Annotated in this window: 18 protein-coding genes; 10 read left to right on the forward strand and 8 right to left on the reverse strand. The window is 68.9% G+C overall.

Annotated elements, in window-relative coordinates:
• Positions 1-13 precede the first annotated feature (13 nt).
• Positions 14-1,162: an NAD(P)/FAD-dependent oxidoreductase gene (locus KLK06_RS01740; protein ID WP_214633465.1), complete on the reverse strand. Its 1,149-nt coding sequence runs from the start codon at positions 1,160-1,162 to the stop codon at positions 14-16.
• 248 nt (positions 1,163-1,410) lie between these two features.
• Here KLK06_RS01740 and KLK06_RS01745 point away from each other — a divergent pair, with 248 nt between their 5' ends.
• Complete coding sequence (locus KLK06_RS01745; protein WP_214633466.1) at positions 1,411-2,889, forward strand: ATP-binding protein; 1,479 nt, start codon at positions 1,411-1,413, stop codon at positions 2,887-2,889.
• Positions 2,890-2,907: 18 nt separating this feature from the next.
• Here KLK06_RS01745 and KLK06_RS01750 read toward each other — a convergent pair whose 3' ends face one another.
• Positions 2,908-3,657, reverse strand: coding sequence for a hypothetical protein (locus KLK06_RS01750; RefSeq protein ID WP_214633467.1), 750 nt, complete (start codon positions 3,655-3,657; stop codon positions 2,908-2,910).
• A gap of 129 nt (positions 3,658-3,786) precedes the next feature.
• On the opposite strand from KLK06_RS01750, the gene KLK06_RS01755 reads away from it, so the two are divergent.
• The gene (locus KLK06_RS01755; protein ID WP_214633468.1) at positions 3,787-4,647 is read left to right on the forward strand and encodes a hypothetical protein; all 861 of its coding nucleotides are present in this window, start codon (positions 3,787-3,789) and stop codon (positions 4,645-4,647) included.
• Positions 4,648-4,658: 11 nt separating this feature from the next.
• Here KLK06_RS01755 and KLK06_RS01760 read toward each other — a convergent pair whose 3' ends face one another.
• The 4 genes from KLK06_RS01760 to KLK06_RS01775 form a co-directional block, all read right to left on the reverse strand.
• A complete protein-coding gene (locus KLK06_RS01760) occupies positions 4,659-5,498 on the reverse strand; it encodes an LLM class flavin-dependent oxidoreductase (RefSeq protein ID WP_250904739.1) in 840 nt (279 codons plus the stop codon).
• A gap of 19 nt (positions 5,499-5,517) precedes the next feature.
• Entirely contained in the window at positions 5,518-6,348 is an 831-nt protein-coding gene (locus KLK06_RS01765) for a GNAT family N-acetyltransferase (protein ID WP_214633469.1), read from the reverse strand.
• 122 nt (positions 6,349-6,470) lie between these two features.
• On the reverse strand, positions 6,471-6,818 hold the full coding sequence (locus tag KLK06_RS01770; protein ID WP_214633915.1) for an STAS domain-containing protein: 348 nt from the start codon (positions 6,816-6,818) through the stop codon (positions 6,471-6,473).
• 34 nt (positions 6,819-6,852) lie between these two features.
• Positions 6,853-8,295: an LCP family protein gene (locus KLK06_RS01775; protein ID WP_214633470.1), complete on the reverse strand. Its 1,443-nt coding sequence runs from the start codon at positions 8,293-8,295 to the stop codon at positions 6,853-6,855.
• Positions 8,296-8,364: 69 nt separating this feature from the next.
• Between KLK06_RS01775 and KLK06_RS01780 the strand changes: the two genes are divergently transcribed.
• Positions 8,365-9,381, forward strand: coding sequence for a glycosyltransferase family 2 protein (locus KLK06_RS01780; protein ID WP_214633471.1), 1,017 nt, complete (start codon positions 8,365-8,367; stop codon positions 9,379-9,381).
• A gap of 21 nt (positions 9,382-9,402) precedes the next feature.
• On the opposite strand, the gene KLK06_RS01785 is transcribed toward KLK06_RS01780, so the two are convergent.
• Positions 9,403-10,725, reverse strand: coding sequence for a bifunctional cytidylyltransferase/SDR family oxidoreductase (locus tag KLK06_RS01785; RefSeq protein WP_214633472.1), 1,323 nt, complete (start codon positions 10,723-10,725; stop codon positions 9,403-9,405).
• 95 nt (positions 10,726-10,820) lie between these two features.
• Here KLK06_RS01785 and KLK06_RS01790 point away from each other — a divergent pair, with 95 nt between their 5' ends.
• From KLK06_RS01790 to KLK06_RS01820, 7 genes are all read left to right on the forward strand, one after another.
• Positions 10,821-12,296 carry a CDP-alcohol phosphatidyltransferase family protein gene (locus KLK06_RS01790; RefSeq protein WP_308168056.1) on the forward strand — a complete coding sequence of 492 codons (1,476 nt, stop codon included), beginning with the start codon at positions 10,821-10,823 and terminating at the stop codon, positions 12,294-12,296.
• Positions 12,293-12,916, forward strand: coding sequence for a DUF5941 domain-containing protein (locus KLK06_RS01795; RefSeq protein WP_214633473.1), 624 nt, complete (start codon positions 12,293-12,295; stop codon positions 12,914-12,916). The genes KLK06_RS01790 and KLK06_RS01795 overlap by 4 nt, the downstream gene beginning before the upstream one ends.
• 90 nt (positions 12,917-13,006) lie before the next feature.
• Complete coding sequence (locus KLK06_RS01800) at positions 13,007-13,738, forward strand: sugar phosphate nucleotidyltransferase (RefSeq protein WP_214633474.1); 732 nt, start codon at positions 13,007-13,009, stop codon at positions 13,736-13,738.
• A 28-nt stretch (positions 13,739-13,766) separates the two neighbouring features.
• Entirely contained in the window at positions 13,767-14,807 is a 1,041-nt protein-coding gene (locus KLK06_RS01805; protein WP_214633917.1) for an iron-containing alcohol dehydrogenase family protein, read from the forward strand.
• Complete coding sequence (locus tag KLK06_RS01810; protein WP_214633475.1) at positions 14,785-15,552, forward strand: CDP-alcohol phosphatidyltransferase family protein; 768 nt, start codon at positions 14,785-14,787, stop codon at positions 15,550-15,552. The genes KLK06_RS01805 and KLK06_RS01810 overlap by 23 nt, the downstream gene beginning before the upstream one ends.
• Positions 15,553-15,739: 187 nt before the next feature.
• Positions 15,740-16,624, forward strand: a complete 885-nt coding sequence (locus KLK06_RS01815; protein WP_214633918.1) for a glycosyltransferase family 2 protein — start codon at positions 15,740-15,742, stop codon at positions 16,622-16,624.
• Positions 16,625-16,666: 42 nt separating this feature from the next.
• Positions 16,667-17,458 (forward strand): ABC transporter ATP-binding protein, encoded by a 792-nt coding sequence (locus KLK06_RS01820; protein WP_214633476.1) that lies wholly within the window; start codon positions 16,667-16,669, stop codon positions 17,456-17,458.
• On the opposite strand, the gene KLK06_RS01825 is transcribed toward KLK06_RS01820, so the two are convergent.
• Entirely contained in the window at positions 17,455-18,168 is a 714-nt protein-coding gene (locus KLK06_RS01825) for an acetoacetate decarboxylase family protein (RefSeq protein WP_214633477.1), read from the reverse strand. The genes KLK06_RS01820 and KLK06_RS01825 overlap by 4 nt on opposite strands.
• Positions 18,169-18,216 lie beyond the last annotated feature (48 nt).

Here is an 18,216-nt window from a genome sequence, read left to right on the forward strand (position 1 = left end):
GTCGGCGGCCGACTCAGCGCTCCACGGGTGCGCCGGCGCCGGAGAAGAAGTCGACCACGGCGCGTGGCGAGTCCGGGGCGAAGCACATGTCCAGCCCTTGGGCGGACATTTCAGCCGCGGCTGCGGCGCGCGGGAACATGGCCGTCTCGTACTGGGCCAGCGCGGCCTCCACGTCGTCCCCGTGCGCGACGATGGCCAGCGCCAGCTCGGTTCCGTCGAGCAGGGCGAGGTTGGCTCCCTCGCCGGCGAACGGCGACATCACATGCGCGGCGTCGCCGACCAGGGTCACGCCGGGGATGCGGGGCCAGGAGTGGCCGGTCGGCAGGGTGTAGATGAGTCGCGGGGTGATCGTGTCATCGCATTTGCGGATGAGGTCGGTCAGCTCGGGGCTCCAGTCGGCGAACTCCTTGAGCAGGGCCTCACGGGCGGCGGCCGTGTCGGTCCAGTCGACGCCGCGGGTGGTCGCCCAGTCCTGCGGCACCCGTAGCGAGGCGCCCAGGTGGATGTCGGTGCCGCCGTGGCCCATCAGGGCCTTGTTGTCGGACAGGGCGAACATGCTGCCGGGACCCACGAGGGCGGCCAGGTCAGGGTGGCGTGCCTCGACGTCGGACAGATGCAGCTCCAGGTAGGAGATTCCGCCGTATTGCGGGGTGGCCGCCGAGACCAGGGGACGCACCTTGGACCAGGTGCCGTCCGCGCCGACCAGCAGGTCCACGGTGGTGCTGCCGCCGTCGGCGAAGGTCAGCTCATGTCGGCCGTCGTCGAGGGTGCGTGCCGTGGTGACCTTGTGGTTCCAGACGATGCGGCCGGGGTCGAGGGACTTGATGAGCAGGTTGCGCAGTGCGGTCCGGTCGATCTCGGGGCGGCCGCCGTAGCCGCCCTCGGGCTCGTGATGAATGAAGACCGTGCCCGCCTTGTCCAGGACGCGCATGGTCTCGCCCTGTGGCTGGGTGAGCCGGTGAAACTGCTCGTAGAGGCCGGCCTCGCGCAGCGCGTACTGCCCGGACTCCTCGTGCATGTCGAGGACGCCGCCCTGCCTGCGGGCATCGGGGGAAGCCTCGCCTTCGTACACGGTGGACTCGATGCCGTGCATCTGCAGTACGCGCGCCAGGACCAGGCCGCTGAGGCCGGCGCCGACGATGGCGATGGAACGTGAGGACATGGTGGGCTCCTATGCGCTACGCGCCCGGCGCGGAGAAGTTGGCTGCCACCTCGACCGCCGAGACGCTGTGCGGTGGCCAGGGAGTCTGAACGCGATCGTTCGAGTTCATGGCCATCAAGCTATCACGAACATGTTCGTTACGAGGGCGTTCGTGGCGAGGATGTTCGTTCCTGCGCGTCGGCGGCGTTCGGGCGATATGCAGAAGTACACTTCCGGGAAGTGCACTTCTGTAAGTTTGGGGAGACTCGGTGATCGGAAAGCCAGAGCGGGTCTTCGGCCGGGAGAGAGAGTGGCAAGGTCTCGTCCGGTTCGTGTCCGGCGGAGATAAGGCCACGCCGTTGGCCGGTGCTGCCCTCGGCGTGGTCAGCGGGCGTCGGCGGCAGGGGAAAAGCTTCCTGCTGCAAGCCTTGGCCGAGGCGACGGGAGGGATGTATTTCGCCGCAACCGAGGCGACCGAAGCCGAATCCCTCCGGTTGTTCGCCGATGCGCTGGTGCGCCACACCTGCGAGATCCCCGATACGCCCTTCCGGGATTGGAATGACGCGATCGCTCACCTGTTCCAGAGCTTCCGTGGCCGGCCGGTGCCGGTGGTCATCGATGAGTTCCCGTTCCTGTCCAGGACCTCACCGGCGCTGCCGTCGATCATTCAGCGGGAACTCGGTCCGGGAGGCAGCGGGCGGGACAGTGCGGCGCGATTGGTGCTCTGCGGGTCGGCGATGTCCGTGATGGGCGGCTTGCTGGCGGGGCAGGCGCCGTTGCGTGGAAGAGCGGGGCTCGAACTCGTCATTCATCCCTTTCGCTATCGGGACGCGGCGGAGTTCTGGGGAATCTCGGACCCGCGGTTGGCCGTGCTCGTACACGCGATTCTGGGCGGGACGCCGGCTTACCGGTACGAGTTCACTCAGGGAGACGTGCCGGCGGACCTGGTGGATTTCGATGACTGGGTCCTCCGGACGATTCTCAATCCGCAGACGCCGCTCTTCCGCGAAGCGAGATACCTGCTGGCGGAGGAACCGGATATCCGCGACCCCGCTCTGTATCACTCGGTACTGGCCGCCATCGCCGGCGGCAACACCACGAACGGAGGGATCGCCAATTACGTCGGACGCAGGGCCGATCAGATCACTCACCCTCTGAACGTCCTGCAGGACTGTGCGTTGGTCGCGCGCGAGCCCGACCTGTTCAGGTCTGGGCGGTCCCGCTATCGCATCGTGGAGCCGCTGATCACGTTCTATGAGGCCATCATGCGGCGGCGCTGGTCGGAGCTGGAGATACACCGGGCGGAGAATGTGTGGGGATCCGTGCGGCAGACATTCCTCGCCCAGGTCGTGGGTCCCCACTTCGAATCCCTGTGCCGGGACTTCGCGCTGGACACGGGGGAAACGCTGTATGGCGGTTTTCCGGCTGAGGTCGGGTCGGGAGTGGTGGGCGATCCCGCGAAACGGACCCAGATCGAGGTCGACGTGGCGGTTCTCGCCGCGCAAGAGCCTGGGCGGCCCCGGCGAATCCTGTCGCTCGGTGAGGTCAAATGGGGTGAGGTAATGAGCCATCATCACCTGGAACGCCTGGCCAGGGCTCGTACGCTGCTGGATCAGAAGGGTTATGACACTTGTGACACGGTTCTGGCCTGTTACGGGGGATGTGGTTTCACGGAGGACTTGACGGCGTACGCCGATGGCGACTCCCGGACCATGCTCGTCGGGCTGGAGCGCCTGTACCAGGCCTGATCCCCTGCGTCGCACTGCCTACCTGGCGATGATTCGTACGTCCCCGGTGTTGCTCTTCGCCACGATGGTCCGGTCGCTCTTCGTGCTCTTGATCTCCGACCGTTCGGCTCCGTCCCTGCTCCGCACCGTGACCTGGTAAGCGCCGGCGGGTACGGTCGCCGTCACCCGGCCGTCCTTGGACAGGAGATCCAGGCTGGACGGGGGTGCGGCGAAGGACAGGTTGATGGCTCCGGTGTTGGAGCGGACGCGGACCGTGGGGGATTTGAGGCGTTCGCCGGTGATGGTGGCGTCGTCGCTCAGGAGGCGCAGCTTGCCGGAGGTGTCGTACGCCTTGATGGAGCCGCCGTTCGCGACGTCCACGTCCTGGGTGAGGCTCTGGAGGATGATGCCGTCGTCCTCGCCGTCTACCGCGAGGTGGATCCCCGGTGGGACCTTGATGTGGTAGCGGGCGCCGCAGTCGCCGAAGACCACGGTGCAGTTGGCGCTCAGGCGGAGGGTGCCGTCCCTCAGGGACCAGGATGCGTTGCCGTCTTGGGCCGCCTTGCCGCGGAGCCAGCGTTCTACCTGCACGGTTGTGCCGGTGCCGGGCATGATGCGGAGGCCGCCCAGGGAGGATTTGATGGTGAGCCGGGGGCCGGTGTACGGGAAGGACTGGGCCGCGTGTACCTCTTTGGCGTCCAGTTCCACCGCGCATCCGGTGAGTCCGGTCAGCCCCGCCAGCGCTAAGGCGGTCAGGGGTGCCGTGGTTGTTGCCGTGATTCGCCTCATGTGGCGATCGTGGCCCGGCGCCGGGGTGTCGCCATCGGCCGTTCGACTGATTGGGCATCCGCCGTTCGGCTGCCTTCAAGGGCTACACGCGTTGACTATGCTTCGTTAAACGGTGTATCGTCCGTCGCCATGATCAGGAGATCCACTCTGGCTTTCGTGGGGTTCATCCTCGTCGCGGGCTGCGCCTCCTCCCCGGCGGGGGCCCCGGTCGTCGTGAGCGGCACCAAGGCGGACAACCCCCGGCGCATCCAGACCCTCGTGGCGGACTGCATGAAGCAGCGCGGCTTCAAGTACGTGGCCTGGGTTCCGAAGGTGGCAAGCCCCGACGATGCTGAGCAGGCATATCTGGGCGACTACGAGGCGATGAAGAAGGAGCGCTCGCAGGAGGGGTTCGGGGTCTTCGTCAACTTCGTCCACCCCGAGCAAAGAGAGAAGCGTGCCATCTGGCGCGAGACGGACAGCCCCAACTTCACCATCAAGAACCAGCTGTCGCCCACCCAGCGGACCGCCTACGGCAAGGCGCTGACCGCGTGCAGATCGCAGGCGCTCAAGCAGGTCACCGGCAAGGTCGTCACGTCCGACGAGGACTGGGCCAAGCAGGAGAACGAGATGATCGCCCAGAGGCTCGACCGCGACCTCAACGCCGACCCGAAGCTCGTCGAGCTGGCCACGGCCATGGGTGACTGCCTCAAGGGCAAGGGACACCAGGTGACCTCCGCCAGGCCGGTGGACATGAGCCGGCGCGGCGGGCAGGAGTTCGAGGCCCAGAAGAAGCAGATCGCTCTGAACGATGACATTCCCGATACAGAGCTGCCCGACGGGCAGTACTACGAGCCGCGTATCCCGGTGGACACCGCCAAGCAGTACCTGAACAGGGAGATCAAGGCGGCGGTCGACGACCTGGAGTGTGGCAAGGACTTCTACGCCGCCTATCTGCCCAGGAGCGAGGAGATCGTGCGCCAGGTGGAGGGGGAGTTCGGCAAGAGCTGACGGCGAAAGCCTTACAAGGCCGCCAAGAGCTTCGTCACATGTGGCAGCGGTTCCGCGCCGACAGGTCGTACCGCCACCGTCTGCGCGCCCGCCGCCCACAGCTCCCGTACCCGCTCGGCGGCCTCCTCGGCCGAGCCCGTCGCCATGACGACCTCCTCGGGCCGCACCTTGAGGAACTTGGCGTGTTCCACGGCGATGTCCCAGGTCGCCTCGCGGGCGTCGGCGCCGATGTACAGGTGGATGAACGCCACCACTTCATGGTCGGCCGGCGTTCCGATGTGGCCCAGGAGCGCGGGGAAACGCGCGGCGCCGAAGCCTTCCGGAAGGATCGTGCCCTGGGCCACCCGGCCCGACAGGGCGAGGGAACGGGGGTTGAGGACGCCCGCCAGCACGGGAGGCGGCTCGGCGGGCGGGTGGACCAGGGAGACACCGTCCAGGTGTACGTAGCGTCCGTGCAGGGTCACCGTCTCGCCGCGGAGCAGGCCGCGGACAGAGGTGATCGTCTCTTCCAGGAGCGCCAGCGGCGACGGGACCGCGGCCCCTATCTGGCGCATCCAGTCCTGGACGCCGTGGCCGATGCCGGCCGCGAGGCGGCCCGGGTGGAGGCGGGCCAGGTTGGCCAGCTCCATGGCCAGGAGCATCGGGTTGCGCAGGGGAGCGGGGGTGATGCCGAGGCCCACCCGCAGGCGGGAGGTGACCGCCAGGGCCGTGGCGGCCGAGGAGATGGCGCCCGTCCAGCCCAGGTCCTCCACCACCCACAGGTCGTCCACCGCCGTGCCGTCGAGCTCCCTGGCGAAGGGGACCAGCTGCTCGGGCTGCAGGTCGCGGTCGAACATGACGCCAAGCCTCATGATGCCCTCCAAAAAAGCCTCAAACGGCCCTCCAGTAATAGCGGAAAAGCCGCCCGACCTCCGAGTAGCCCGCCCGCAGGAACGCGTTCGCCGTGGGCGCGTTGCCCACGTCCGTGGCCGCCACGATCCGTTCGAGCCCCGTCTCGGCCAGCGTCGCGGTGCCCCTGGCCAGCAGGTCGTTGACGTAGCCGTGGCCCCGGTGCTCGGGCACCACGCCGATGTACGCGATGGAATGATCATCCGGCGCCACCAGCCCCACGGGCGAATCGCCCAGGTAGCCGACGACGAACCAGTCAGGCTTCCCCTTGCGGTTGATCAGGTCGTCGTACATCCACCGCGCCTCGTGCTCGGCACCGGCCGTGGCCACCTCCACCTGCGTGTCGTAGTCGAGCGACCCCTCTGAGATGCGTACCAGCACATCGAGTACGGAGTCGGCGTCGAGGCCGCGGGCGGGGCGGTAGGTCAGCCGGCCTGGATCGACCGGGACGTCGCTTCCGGCCCGCCATTCGAGCATGAGCCGCTCGACCTCCATCGCGAACCCGGCGCCGAGCAGGGCCTGGTGTTCGACGGCTCGGTCGATGACCGGGGTGAGGCCGGGTTTGAGGGAGATGTCGTGGATTATCTTGTCCAGGCCCATCTCTGCCAGGCCTCGGCGCAGCAGGCCGGCGGCGAGGGCGGGGTCGGGGCCGGGCTCGAACTGCCAGGTGATCACCGGATCCGCGCCCCGGAAGGGCGCCCAGAACGCGAGCCGGGCCTGGCCTTCGGTGAAACACCACTCCGGCCGCGTCCTGCCTTCTTCGAAGGCGCCGGCGAGCTGGGATCGAGCAGGTTCGGGGAACTGATCGAACAACGTGAAATGCCTCCGCGGACGAACGAGCGGGCTCTCCCTACGAGACTGCCGTAAGACGTGCCACGAATGTTTTGGGCAATGCCATGGACATCGTTTAGCACAACTCCGGCGATTACTCGATCTCAGGCCGCCGCCCCGAGCGCCGTCCGCGCGTCCAGCAGTGACGAACTCGTCTCGAAGTGCCGGTCGAGGTTCGTGATCGTCAGCAGATGGCTGATCATGCCGGGCGCGAGGACCAGGATGAACCTGCCGTGCGCGTGCTGCACGTGGTTGAGGGTGGACACCAGCACACCCAGCCCCACGGAGTCGCAGAAGGGCACGTCGGTGAGGTCCAGCACGAGTTTCGGCGGATCAACGGAGGCCAGCACCTGATCGAGTGCGGCTTGGAGGCGTGGAGCACCTGCTACGTCAAGGTCTCCGACGGCGTGCAATACGGTAAGGGGTTCCTCTCGCCACGACCTGACCACCATGGCTGTCACGTGCCCGAAGGGCAGAGAGATATGCCTATTTCTTACATATGTTCTGGGTCGCGGTTTTAGTTGTGGGGGACACGGTGGGCTGAGCGCTTGGCGTGGTCGCGGTCTTCACTTTACTGATCTTCGGCTGGTCGCTGCCGACGATGACCTCGATGCCGTCGGCGTCGGTCTGGCGGAGCTCGGCCCCGGGAATGGCGGCGGCGACCGTGCGCGCCGAGTCTTCGCGGCCGGGACCGTAACGGACGACCGTCTTCTTGAAGTCCTTCTGCTTGGTGTTGCCCGGCGTGCCGGGCACGTGGAACCCGGCGGCGACCAGCGCCGTCTTGGTGCGGGCGCCGAGACCCGTGATGAGCGTGCCGTTGGTCACCTTGAGCGAGATCCGCTCCGGCGGGATGGTCGGCTTGGCGGAGGCCGAAGTGGACGAGCTGGGCTTGGGGCTCGGCTTGGCCAGGTCCTCGTCGGCCTTGATCTTGGCGAACATGTCGCGGGCCGCCTGCTTGTCCCAGAGCACCGCGGACTCGCCGGTCGGCGCCTTGAAGTCGACGTTGGACAGCGGCACGTCGGCGAACTTCACGTTGTCCAGCGAGACGTCCCTGAGCTGGGTGGCCAGGCCGATCAGGTCGTCGTCGGGATCGACCTTGATCGTGCTGAGCGTGGAGTTGACGAACGAGGTGAGCCGGGCCGGGTTCGCCAGCGTGTCGGCGCTGAGCGCGCGGTTCAGCAGCGCCGAGATGACCTGCTGCTGCCGGCCGATCCGGTCGAGGTCGGAGCGGGCGGTGGCCCGGGTGCGGGCGTAGCCGAGCGCCTGGGCGCCCCTCAGCTCGTGGGTGCCGGCGGTGAGGTTGAGCCCGGACTTGGGGTCGTTGATCGGCACGGGCGTGCAGACGGTGACGCCGCCGAGGGAGTCGACGACGTTGATGAAGCCGAGGACGTTGACCTCGATGTAGCGGTTGATCTGCAGCCCGGTGGCCTGCTCGACGGTCTGGCGGGCGAGCTTGGGGCCGCCGAACTGGTACGCTGAGTTGATCTTGTGATCGCCCTTGCCGGGGATGGTCAGCCAGGTGTCACGGGGCAGGCTCACGACCGTGACCTTGGTGTGGTCCTCCGACAGGTGGATCACCATCATGGTGTCGGTGCGCTGGCCGGCCTCGCGGCCCAGCTTGAGCTCGTTCTGCTGCTTGCGGGTGAGGTCGTCGCGCTTGTCGACGCCGACGAGCAGGATGTTCATGGCGCCGCGGGGGGCCGTTTCGGTGACGCCCGCGTCGATCGTGCCGATCCGCTGCGGCGCCGCCCACACCACGCCGGTGCCGGCCAGGACGCCCACGGACAGCACTCCCGAGAGGATCAGGTGCCGGCGCCGGCGCTTGGCGCTCTTGAGCGGCCTGCGCGTGCGCCCGTCCACGAGCCTGACGCCGCCGTACGCGTCCCCGCCCACGTGCACCCCAGCGTCCTCCCCGCCCGGGTCGCGCATGCCCTGCTCCCCTCGTGCCACCGCGGGATTGCCGTCTTCCCCTGCTCGTACAGTAGCGTGAGCCCCGCCATGAAGCAGTTCCCCGACTCGCCGCACGCGCCAGCGGAGACGCACGGCTGGCCGCCCATCTCCGTCGTCATGCCGGTCCTCAACGAGGAGCGGCATCTACGCGAGGCCGTAGACATGGTCCTCGCCCAGAGCTACCCAGGTGAGATCGAAGTCGTTCTCGCCGTGGGGCCCTCACATGACCGTACCCAAGAGGTCGCCGACGCCATAGCGGCGGCCGACCGACGCGTGACCGTGGTGCCCAACCCCACGGGCCGCACGCCCAACGCGCTCAACGCCGCCATCGCCGCCTCCCGCAACGGCATCATCGCCAGGGTCGACGGGCACGCCATGCTGCCCTCCGACTACCTGCGCGTCGCCGTGGAGACGCTGAGGGAGACGGGCGCCGACAACGTCGGCGGCGTCATGGCGGCCGAGGGCATCACGCCGTTCGAGAAGGCCGTCGCATGCGCGATGACCTCCAAGATCGGCGTGGGCGCGGCCGCCTTCCACGTGGGCGGCACGGCGGGTCCCGCCGACACCGTCTACCTGGGGGTGTTCAGGCGCGCGGCGCTCGAGCGGGTCGGCGGTTATGACGAGCACTTCCAGCGGGCCCAGGACTGGGAGATGAACCACCGGATCCGCCAGACCGGCGGACTGGTCTGGTTCCAGCCGCGCATGCGGGTCTCCTATCGCCCGCGTCCCAACGTGAAGGCGCTGGCCAGACAGTACTTCCACTACGGGCGCTGGCGCCGGGTGGTCTCGCGCACCCACGAGGGCACGATCAACCTGCGCTACCTGGCGCCGCCCGCCGCGGTGCTGGCGATCCTGCTGGGCCTGGTCGTCTCACCGTTCTTCCCGCTCACGCTGATCGTGCCCGGCGGCTACGCCCTCGCGATCGTGGCCGGGTCGGCGCTGACGGGCAGCGGACTGCCGGCATCGGCCAAGACCAGGCTGCCGATCGTGTACGCCGCCATGCACATGTCCTGGGGCTGGGGGTTCCTCACGAGCCCCCGCAGACTCGCTCGACCGGCGCGCTGAGCCTGACCATCGCGCGGCGGGTCAAGCCCCGTCCGCGCGTACGTCTATCACCTGCCCGGTCAGGTCGGAGACGAGGACGTCGAGTGCGGTCCGAGCGATCGCACTCGGCGAGAGCGGGCCGAGCTTGACGCAGTTGACCCGGATGCCGTCGTCGGCCCACTCGTCGGCCAGCGCCCGCGTGAGGTCGACGACGGCGGCCTCCGTCGAGGAGCCGAGGCTGTGGCCGGCCCGGCCCCCGGTGCAGAGCAGCAGGCGGCCCGCGCTCTCGCGCAGGTGCGGGTAGGCGGCGCGGGCCACGTTGACCGGGCCCAGGTAGTCGAGGCCCACGGTCTCGGCGATGGTCTCGTGGGTGACCTCGGCGAGCCTGCCCGTGTGCGGCGCGCCCGGGGTGTTGACCACGAAGTCGATCCGGCCCACCTGCGCCAGCGCCTTGACCACCGAGTCGTAGTCCTCCACCCGCACCCCGTTCTGGGCGCGCGAGAAGGAGTGCACGCGGGCGCCGTGGCCGGCGGCGAGCTCGACGACGTCGGCGCCGATGCCCTGGCCGCCGTCGAAGACCACCAGGGTCCGGCCGTCGAGTGCCTCGCGGTAGTCCCGCGCGTCCGGGCGGGGCGCGCCGGCGCCGGCGAGCTGGAGGAGCTTGTCGGCGATGTACACGTCGACCGGGTGCGTGATCTTCATGTTCTGCTCGCTGCCCGGCACGATGTAGATCGGGACGTCGGGCAGGTAGCGCAGCAGCACGCCACAGTCGTCGGTGGCCGGCCGCTGATCGAAGTCGGGGTCGGCGAAGGCCAGCTCGTACGCCTCGCGGATCAGCGACAGGCGGAAGCACTGCGGTGTCTGGGCCCGCCGCAGCCATGATCTGTCGGGAATGTCGTGGATGATGTCGCCACCTGGTCCGGGAGCGGCCACCAGGATGGTGTCAGAGCTCGGGATCGCCACCTCCACGGCCGAATACGTCCGCAGAGCCCTGACACACTCCGTGATGATCCGGGGCTCCAGGAGGGGCCGTACAGCGTCGTGCAGGAGCACGTTGCACTCCTGCGGGCCCAGCGCCTTGAGCGCGCGCCACGTGCTCTCCGTACGGCTCGCGCCGCCCTCGACGATCTGGCTGACCTTGTCGAAACCGCCCTTCTCCACGATCTCCCCGACCGTGTCGGCGAAGCCCGGGGCCATCAGCACCACGATCTCGTCGATCTCGGGTGAGCCGTTGAACAGGGCGAGCGTGTGCTCCAAAATCGTCCTGCCGGCGATCTTGATGAGCTGCTTCGGCGTGTCGAGCCCGATACGCCGGCCCACACCGCCTGCCAGGACGACTCCTACGGAGCGCAGCCGAGATTCCATACGGCGAGGGTAACGGTCCGGTTCCGTGATATCGCGTTGCCCTGTCGCTACGCTGTGTCCACGCTCTCCCTCGCGAACGGGAGGAGTCCTGTGCTGTGACCGACTCAGTGAAGCCTGTTTCATTCACCCGCGAGAGCACGACCTCGGTGGTGCTGCTCGCCACGACACCGGCCTGCAGGCTCTCCTGCGCCGACGGCACGCTGCTCGACCGGCTCAACGGCCAGCTCGCCGAGCTTTCCGTCCTCGATGTCCAGGTGGTGTCCCCGAGTGACGGGCTCGGCGGGCTCAGCGCCGACCTGCGCGGCATCGCCAAGATCGCGCGCGTCGCGCCGGGCGCGGTGGTCGTGCTGCCCGCCGACCTCGTCGCCCACACCGACGCGCTCGCGCTGCTCCTGGAGCATCCCGCGCGCGACACGAGCGCCCTGGTCTCCTACGACGCCACCGCCACGCCGATGCGCCCGCCCGTGCGGGTCGAGAGCGGCAAGGTCGTCGCGGCCGGCAGCTCATTCCACCTCGTCCCCGAGGCCAACGCCACCTTCCGCGGCGTGCTCCAGGCGCGTGAGGCCGACCTGACCGCGCTGGCCGACGTCGCCGAGGAGCTGGCCGAGCTCGCCGAGATGGGCAAGCTGGGCCCCGTCACCACCGTCGAGGCGGTCGATCTGCTGCTGGTGGGCCTGGTCAGGTCGGGCGTGGCGGTACGCGCCGCCTCGATCGGGCCGCTCCACTGCGACCGGGTGACCGGCCAGGTCTCGGCCGACAACGCGCTGGGCAGGCTCGCCGACGTCGACGAGTCCCGGGTACGCCTGGACACCGCGGTCAAGTCGAGCGACGGCTTCTTCAGCACCTACTTCGTCTCGTCCTGGACGCGCTATCTCATACGGCCCGCGGCCGCGCTGAAGCTCACGCCCAACGCCGTCACCGGCATCTCGATCGGCCTGGCCGTGCTGTCGTCGATCTGGTTCGCGGCGGGCAACCGCCCGGCGCAGCTCGCCGGGGCCGTGCTGCTCTACCTGTCGTTCTGCCTCGACTGTCTCGACGGCCAACTGGCCCGCTACACCCGCATGTTCTCGCCGCTCGGCGCCTGGATCGACTCCATGGCCGACCGGCTGAAGGAGTACGTCGTCTACGTGGGACTGGCCTTCGGCTACGCCGCGGGGCTGCCCTTGAGCGAGGGCGGGCCCGACGGCATCTGGTATCTAGCCGTCGCCGCGATGATCCTCCAGGTGGTACGACATTCGATCAACTACGCCTTCGGGGCCGCGGCGAAGGACGCGGGCCGTGTCGGCGTCCCGGGAGGCAAACCGGTGATTCCGCTCCACGAGTCGGCCGACGGCGGGCGCTACGGCGTACCCCCGCAGGGGGTGCTCCGCCTGGCGCGGCGCATGGAGCGCGAAAAGGTCCTGTGGTGGCTGAAGAAGATGATCGTGTTGCCGATTGGGGAGCGAATGGCGCTGATCGCGATCACCGCCGGCGTCTACAACGCCCGGGTCACGTTCATCGCGTTGCTCGGCTGGGGCGGGGTGGCGGCCCTCTACCTGCTCGTCGGCCGGATCGCGAGGTCGGCGCGATGAACTCTGTCCACATGACGCCCGTGCCGAGCAGCACCGTCGTGGCCTATCGCGACGACGGGCCGCTGTCGCGCGGCATGGGAGCGCTCGTGTCGGGGCAGCTCCCGCCGCTGCCCCCGCTGATCGCCGGGGCGTTCGTGATCGGCGTGCTGCTGCTGATCGGCGTGGCCGGGTCCGAGGGGCTGGCGGTCTTCGCGCCCGCCGTGACGCTGCTGCTGGCCGGGCCGGGCAGCTCCCATCCGCATGACGGCCGGTTCGACTGGCTGGTGCCGCCGGTGCTGCGGTTGATCGAGTACACCTTCATCGCAGCCTGCGGGTTCGCCCACGACGTGCCGCCGGTGCTGATCTTCGCACTGCTCGGCGCGCTGGCCTTCCACCACTACGACCTGATCTACCGGCTGCGTCAGCGCGTCTATCCGCCGCCGTGGCTGAGCACGTTCGGGCTGGGCTGGGACGGGCGGATGATCGTGGTCTCGCTGGCGGCGCTCGTGGGCTTCGTCACCGGCGGATTCGTGCTGCTCGCCCTGTATCTGTGGGTCCTGTTCGGGTGGGAGAGCCTCACCTGCTGGCTCGCCACGGCTCCCTCCAGGGTGGCCGCGGCCGAGACGGAAACGCGAGACTAACGGCCGATTACCCGGGGAGGGCCCAAAGGCAACTAACCTTTGGGTCCTAAGTAGTCATGCCCGACTGAATGCCCGACTGAGGAGTGGACGTTGCTGGGAATGGTGCTGGCCGCTGGAGCCGGACGACGCCTGCGACCGTACACCGACACGCTGCCGAAGGCACTGGTGCCGGTCGACGGTGAGACCACGATCATGGACATCTCCCTGCGCAACCTCGCCGAGGTGGACCTGCGCGAGGTCGTGGTCGTCGTCGGTTACGCGGCGCAGGCCGTACATGAGCGAAAGGACGCGCTGGAGAAGCGGCACGGCGTCAAGCTCACTCTCGTGCACAACGACAAGGCCGAGGAGTGGAACAACGCCTACTCCCTGTGGTGCGCGCGCGACTACTTCGCGCAGGGCGCGCTGCTCGTCAACGGCGACACCGTGCACCCCGTCTCGATCGAGAAGACGCTGCTGTCGGCCCCCGAGACCAGCGACATCCTGCTCGCGGTCGACAACGTGAAGCGGCTGGCCGACGAGGAGATGAAGGTCACCCTCGACGGCGACGACCTGAAGCGGATCACCAAGCTGATGGACCCGGCCACCGCCTACGGCGAGTACATCGGCGCCACGCTCATCCGCCCCGGCGCCGCCGAGCGCCTGGCCGACGCGCTGCGGGCCACCTTTGAGCGCGATCCGCAGCTCTACTACGAGGATGGCTACCAGGAGATGGTCGAGCGCGGCGAGCGCATCCACGTCGCGCCTATCGGGGAGGTCGACTGGGTCGAGGTGGACAACCACGACGACCTGGCCAAGGCTCGCACCATAGCCGTTCGTTACTGAGGAGGCGGGTATGCCGCTTCTAGCGCGGATGCTGCCCGCGCCGCTGGCCATCATGGTCAGGCGCGGCGCGGTCGCGGAGCTCGGCGCGCTGCTGGCCGACACCCGGGTGGCGACCTCCGGCCGGGTGGCCGTGGCCGTGGGCCCAGGGCAGGGCGACCACATCGAGGGCCTGATCGCGCCCACGCTCGATGAGGCCGAGGTGTTCAGGGTGTCCGACGGCTCGGTCGACGCGGCCGTCTCGCTCGGCGCCGACCTGCGTAAGGGCGCCTATGAGGTGGTCGTCGGCGTCGGCGGCGGCCGGACCATCGACGCGACCAAGTACGCCGCCTCGCTGGCGGGCATTCCGATGGTCGCCGTGGCCACGAACCTCTCCCACGACGGCATCTGCTCGCCCACGGCCTCGCTGGTGTACGACGGCGGCAAGGGCACGTTCGGCGTGCCGATGCCGCTGGCGGTCCTGGTCGACCTCGACTTCGTGCACAGCGCACCGGAGTCGCTGGTCCGGTCGGGAGTCGGCGACGTGGTCAGCAACCTGTCGGCCATCGAGGACTGGCAGCTCGGCAACATGGAGCGCGGCGAGCCCATCGACGGGCTGGCCTGCTCGATGGCCCGCATCGCGGCCGAGGCGCTGATCGGCCGGGTCGACTCGATCGAGTCGGATGCCTTCCTCACCATTCTGGCGGAAGCGCTGATCATGTCCGGCATGTCGATGGTGATTGCCGGCTCGTCTCGGCCCGCGAGCGGTGGAGACCATGAGATCCTTCATGCCGTGGATCAGCTCTTCCCCGGCACCTCCAATCACGGCGAGCTCGCCGGGATCGGTGCCGCCTTCTGCTTCTTCCTCAGGGAGGACGCCGCCCGGCTCAAGCAGGTCACCGACTGCCTGCGACAGCACCAGTTGCCCGTCGTCCCGGCCGACATCGGCTTGACCAGCGAGCAGTTCTCCGAGGCCGTCACGCTGGCGCCGGCCACCCGTCCCGGCCGTTACACGATCCTGGAGCACCTGCGCATGCCGGAGTCCGAGGTCCGCGATCGGGTGGGGGACTATGTCCGGGCCTTCGGTAGCTGAGCTCCGGCGGGTCGCCCAGCCCGCCGGACACCTGGAGCGCAGGAACGGCGAGCACTGGGCGGGCGTGCTCTACATGCGCAGGCTGTCCATCTACGTCACCTGGTTGATGACCAAGACGTCCGTCACGCCCAACCAGCTCACCTGGGTCATGACGGTGGCGGGGATCCTGGCCGGAGTCGTGCTGGCCCTGCCGGGGCTGTGGGCCGCGGTGGCCGCCGCCCTGCTCGTCCAGGTCTACCTGCTGCTGGACTGCTCCGACGGCGAGCTGGCCCGCTGGACCGGGCAGACGTCGCTGGTCGGCGTCTACCTGGACCGCGTCGGCGCCTACTTCACCGAGGCCGCGGTGCTCGTCGGGCTGGGCTGGCGCGCATCGGCCGTCCTGCCTGACTGGTACACCGTGCTGGGCGTCGCCGCCGCGCTCGGCGCGATCCTCATCAAGGCCGAGACCGACCTCGTGGATGTGGCCAGGGCCAAGGGGGGCCTGCCCAATGCCACCGAGGCGTCCGTGGGGCAGTTCCGATCCGGGCTGCTGGGGCTGGCCAGGCGGGTGGTGGGGGCGACGCAATTCCACCGGATCATGCAGCCGATCGAGCTGTCGCTGCTCACGGTCGTGACCGCCGTCATCGACGCCGTCACCGGCGATCTGATGGCCACGCGCGTGCTCCTGGTCGTCTGCTTCGCGTCCGCCGCGCTGCAGACCGTCCTTCATCTGGTCAGCATCCTGGCATCGAGGCGGCTTGCGTGAACGCACATCGGAACCGGCGGAGCCTCCCGATCGTCGTATTGATCGGACGTCCGCCGTTCGGTGGGGGTTCACGTACGGTTCCGATACTCTTAGCTCCACCAATATCAGGAAATATGCATACCAGCAGACTCGGTGATCATGAAAGAATGCTCCGCCCGTGTTCTCGACGCGTCAGGACGATGACCCGTTGAAGATCTCGTGCGTCATCCTCACCATGGGCAACCGGGTCGCGGAGCTGACCCGGGCGGTCGAGTCCGCGCTCAACCAGATCGACGGCGACGTCGAAGTGGTGATCGTCGGCAACGGTGCCGACGTGCCCGAGGTGTCGGCGACGCCACCCGTGGGCTCGTCCGCGACCGTGAAGACGGTCCGGCTCGAACGCAACACCGGCATCCCGGCCGGCCGCAATCGCGGCGTCGAGGAATGCTCCGGTGATGTCGTGCTGTTCCTCGACGACGACGGCTGGTACGCCAACCAGAAGGTCGTGTCCCACGTACGCGACCGCTTCGCCACCGAGCCCGACCTCGCGGTCATCTCCTTCCGGGTGATGGACCCCGACGGCGGCATCGGCCAGCGGCGCCACGTGCCCCGCCTGCGCGCGGGCGACCCGGAACGCTCCTCACCCGTCACCACCTTTCTCGGCGGCGCCTCGGCGATCCGCCGCTCGGCCTTCCTCCAGGTGGGCGGCCTGCCGGAGCGGTTCTTCTACGCTCACGAGGAGACCGACCTGGCCTGGCGGCTGCTGGGCGAGGGCTACCGGATCGAGTACGACGCCGAGACGGTCATGTACCACCCGCAGGTCCCGCCGACGCGGCACGCCGAGTTCTACCGGCTGAACGCCCGCAACCGGGTGTGGCTGGCGCGGCGCAACCTGCCGTGGCCGCTGGCGGCCCTCTATCTGCTCGACTGGGTGGTGCTGACGCTCATCCGGGAGCGCCGGTCCGGGGTGGCGATCAAGGCGTGGTTCACCGGCTTCTTCGAAGGACTGCGGACACCGGCCGGCGAGCGCCGCCCGATGGCCTGGCGCACCGCCTGGCGCATGGTGAAACTGGGCCGTCCGCCCATCGTGTGAGCCAGTCCTCAGACATCTGATGAATCTTGATAGCCTGCCCCGATGGATCCTGTTACCGGTGGGGCTGTGCTCCGTGCTGTCGAGGTCGATGTCGTACGTGACGGGACTTCCCTGCTGCGGTCGATCTCTCTGACCGTCGGGCCGGGGGAGCACTGGGCGCTGCTGGGTCCCAACGGGGCCGGGAAGAGCACGCTGCTGGACCTCCTCGGGGCTGTGAAGCACCCCACGCGCGGGATCGTCGAGGTTCTGGGCCATCGGCTCGGCCGGGTGGATATGCGAGAGCTCCGCTCGTTTCTGGGCCACGTCAATCCGCGGCACTCCTTGGAGTCCGGCCTCCGGGTCCGGGAACTGGTGCTGACCGGGGCCACCAACACCATCGAGCTCGTCCCTCGCTGGGTGCCCACCGCGGAGCAGGAGGAGCAGGCCCTGCGGCTGATCGGGGTGATGGGGATGGCCCGCAAGGCCGAGGCGCGGTGGCCCCACCTGTCCCAGGGAGAGCGGGGACGGGCGCTGATCGCGCGGGCCCTCATGCCGCGGCCCCGGCTGCTGTTGCTCGACGAGCCCGCCACCGGGCTGGACCTGGCCGCCCGGGAGCAGTTGCTCGGCAGCCTGGACGTGCTGCGCGGGGAGCATCCCGCGCTGGCCACCGTACTGGTGACCCATCATCTGGAAGAGCTGCCCGCCAGCACCACTCACGCGCTGCTGTTGCGGGAGGGCGAGTGCATGGCGTCGGGTCCGGTGGATGAGGTGCTGACCACCGACCTGGTGAGCAAGTGCTTCGACCACCCGGTGCGGATCAGCCGCGTCGACGGACGGTGGAGCGCTCGGGCCTAGATGGCCGCCGCGTCGCCGAAGGTCATGGCGGCGCGGGCGACCGTGGTGGTGAGTATGGGGCGCTTCGGCAGGCCCAGTTCGCTCAGTTCCTTGGCTATCGGGTGGTTGCCCAGGCGGATCAGCGCGCCGCCGGGCCGTACGCGGACGCCATGGGTCTCCACCGACCACGGGACGCGGCGCGTCACGCCCTCCCGGTGGGTGAAGGCGTCCAGCGGGACCAGCGCGCCAGCGCCCGGCGCGGGCATGCCCGGTTTGAGCAGCAGGTCGAGCACCAGCCGCCCGTCCTTGCGCAGGACACAGCGCTTGTACGGCGAGTCGAGCCGCAGGTCGATGTCGGCCAGCTCCTTCGGAAAGCCCCAGATGCGGCGGCCCGCCTCCAAGGTGAACCCCTGATTGACCGGCAGCCAGTGGATGAACACTCCGGCCCGCCGCAGATCGCCCAGCCCGACCGACTGCGTCACACCCGGCGGGCGCACCAGGAACGCCACACCGAACTCGTGGTAGGCGTCCAGATCACCTTCGCGGTAGTCGACGAACACCAGCACGCAGATCGCCTTGCCGGGGAACACCTCGGCCGCGTCCAGTCCCGAGTAGGCGATCACCGCCCTGGCGGCGTCGGCCCGGACGGGATACATGACGCTGCAGACCGTGGCGTCTCTCACCTGGACGGGCATGCTCACCGTGCGGCCCTGGATCAGATGCGAAGACATGAGACCAGTACATCAACCGGGAAGCCGTGTGACCATTCCTGCCCGGAT

The sequence above is a fragment of the Nonomuraea sp. NEAU-A123 genome (genome assembly GCF_018603905.1).
In the GTDB taxonomy this organism is placed as follows: Bacteria; Actinomycetota; Actinomycetes; order Streptosporangiales; family Streptosporangiaceae; genus Nonomuraea.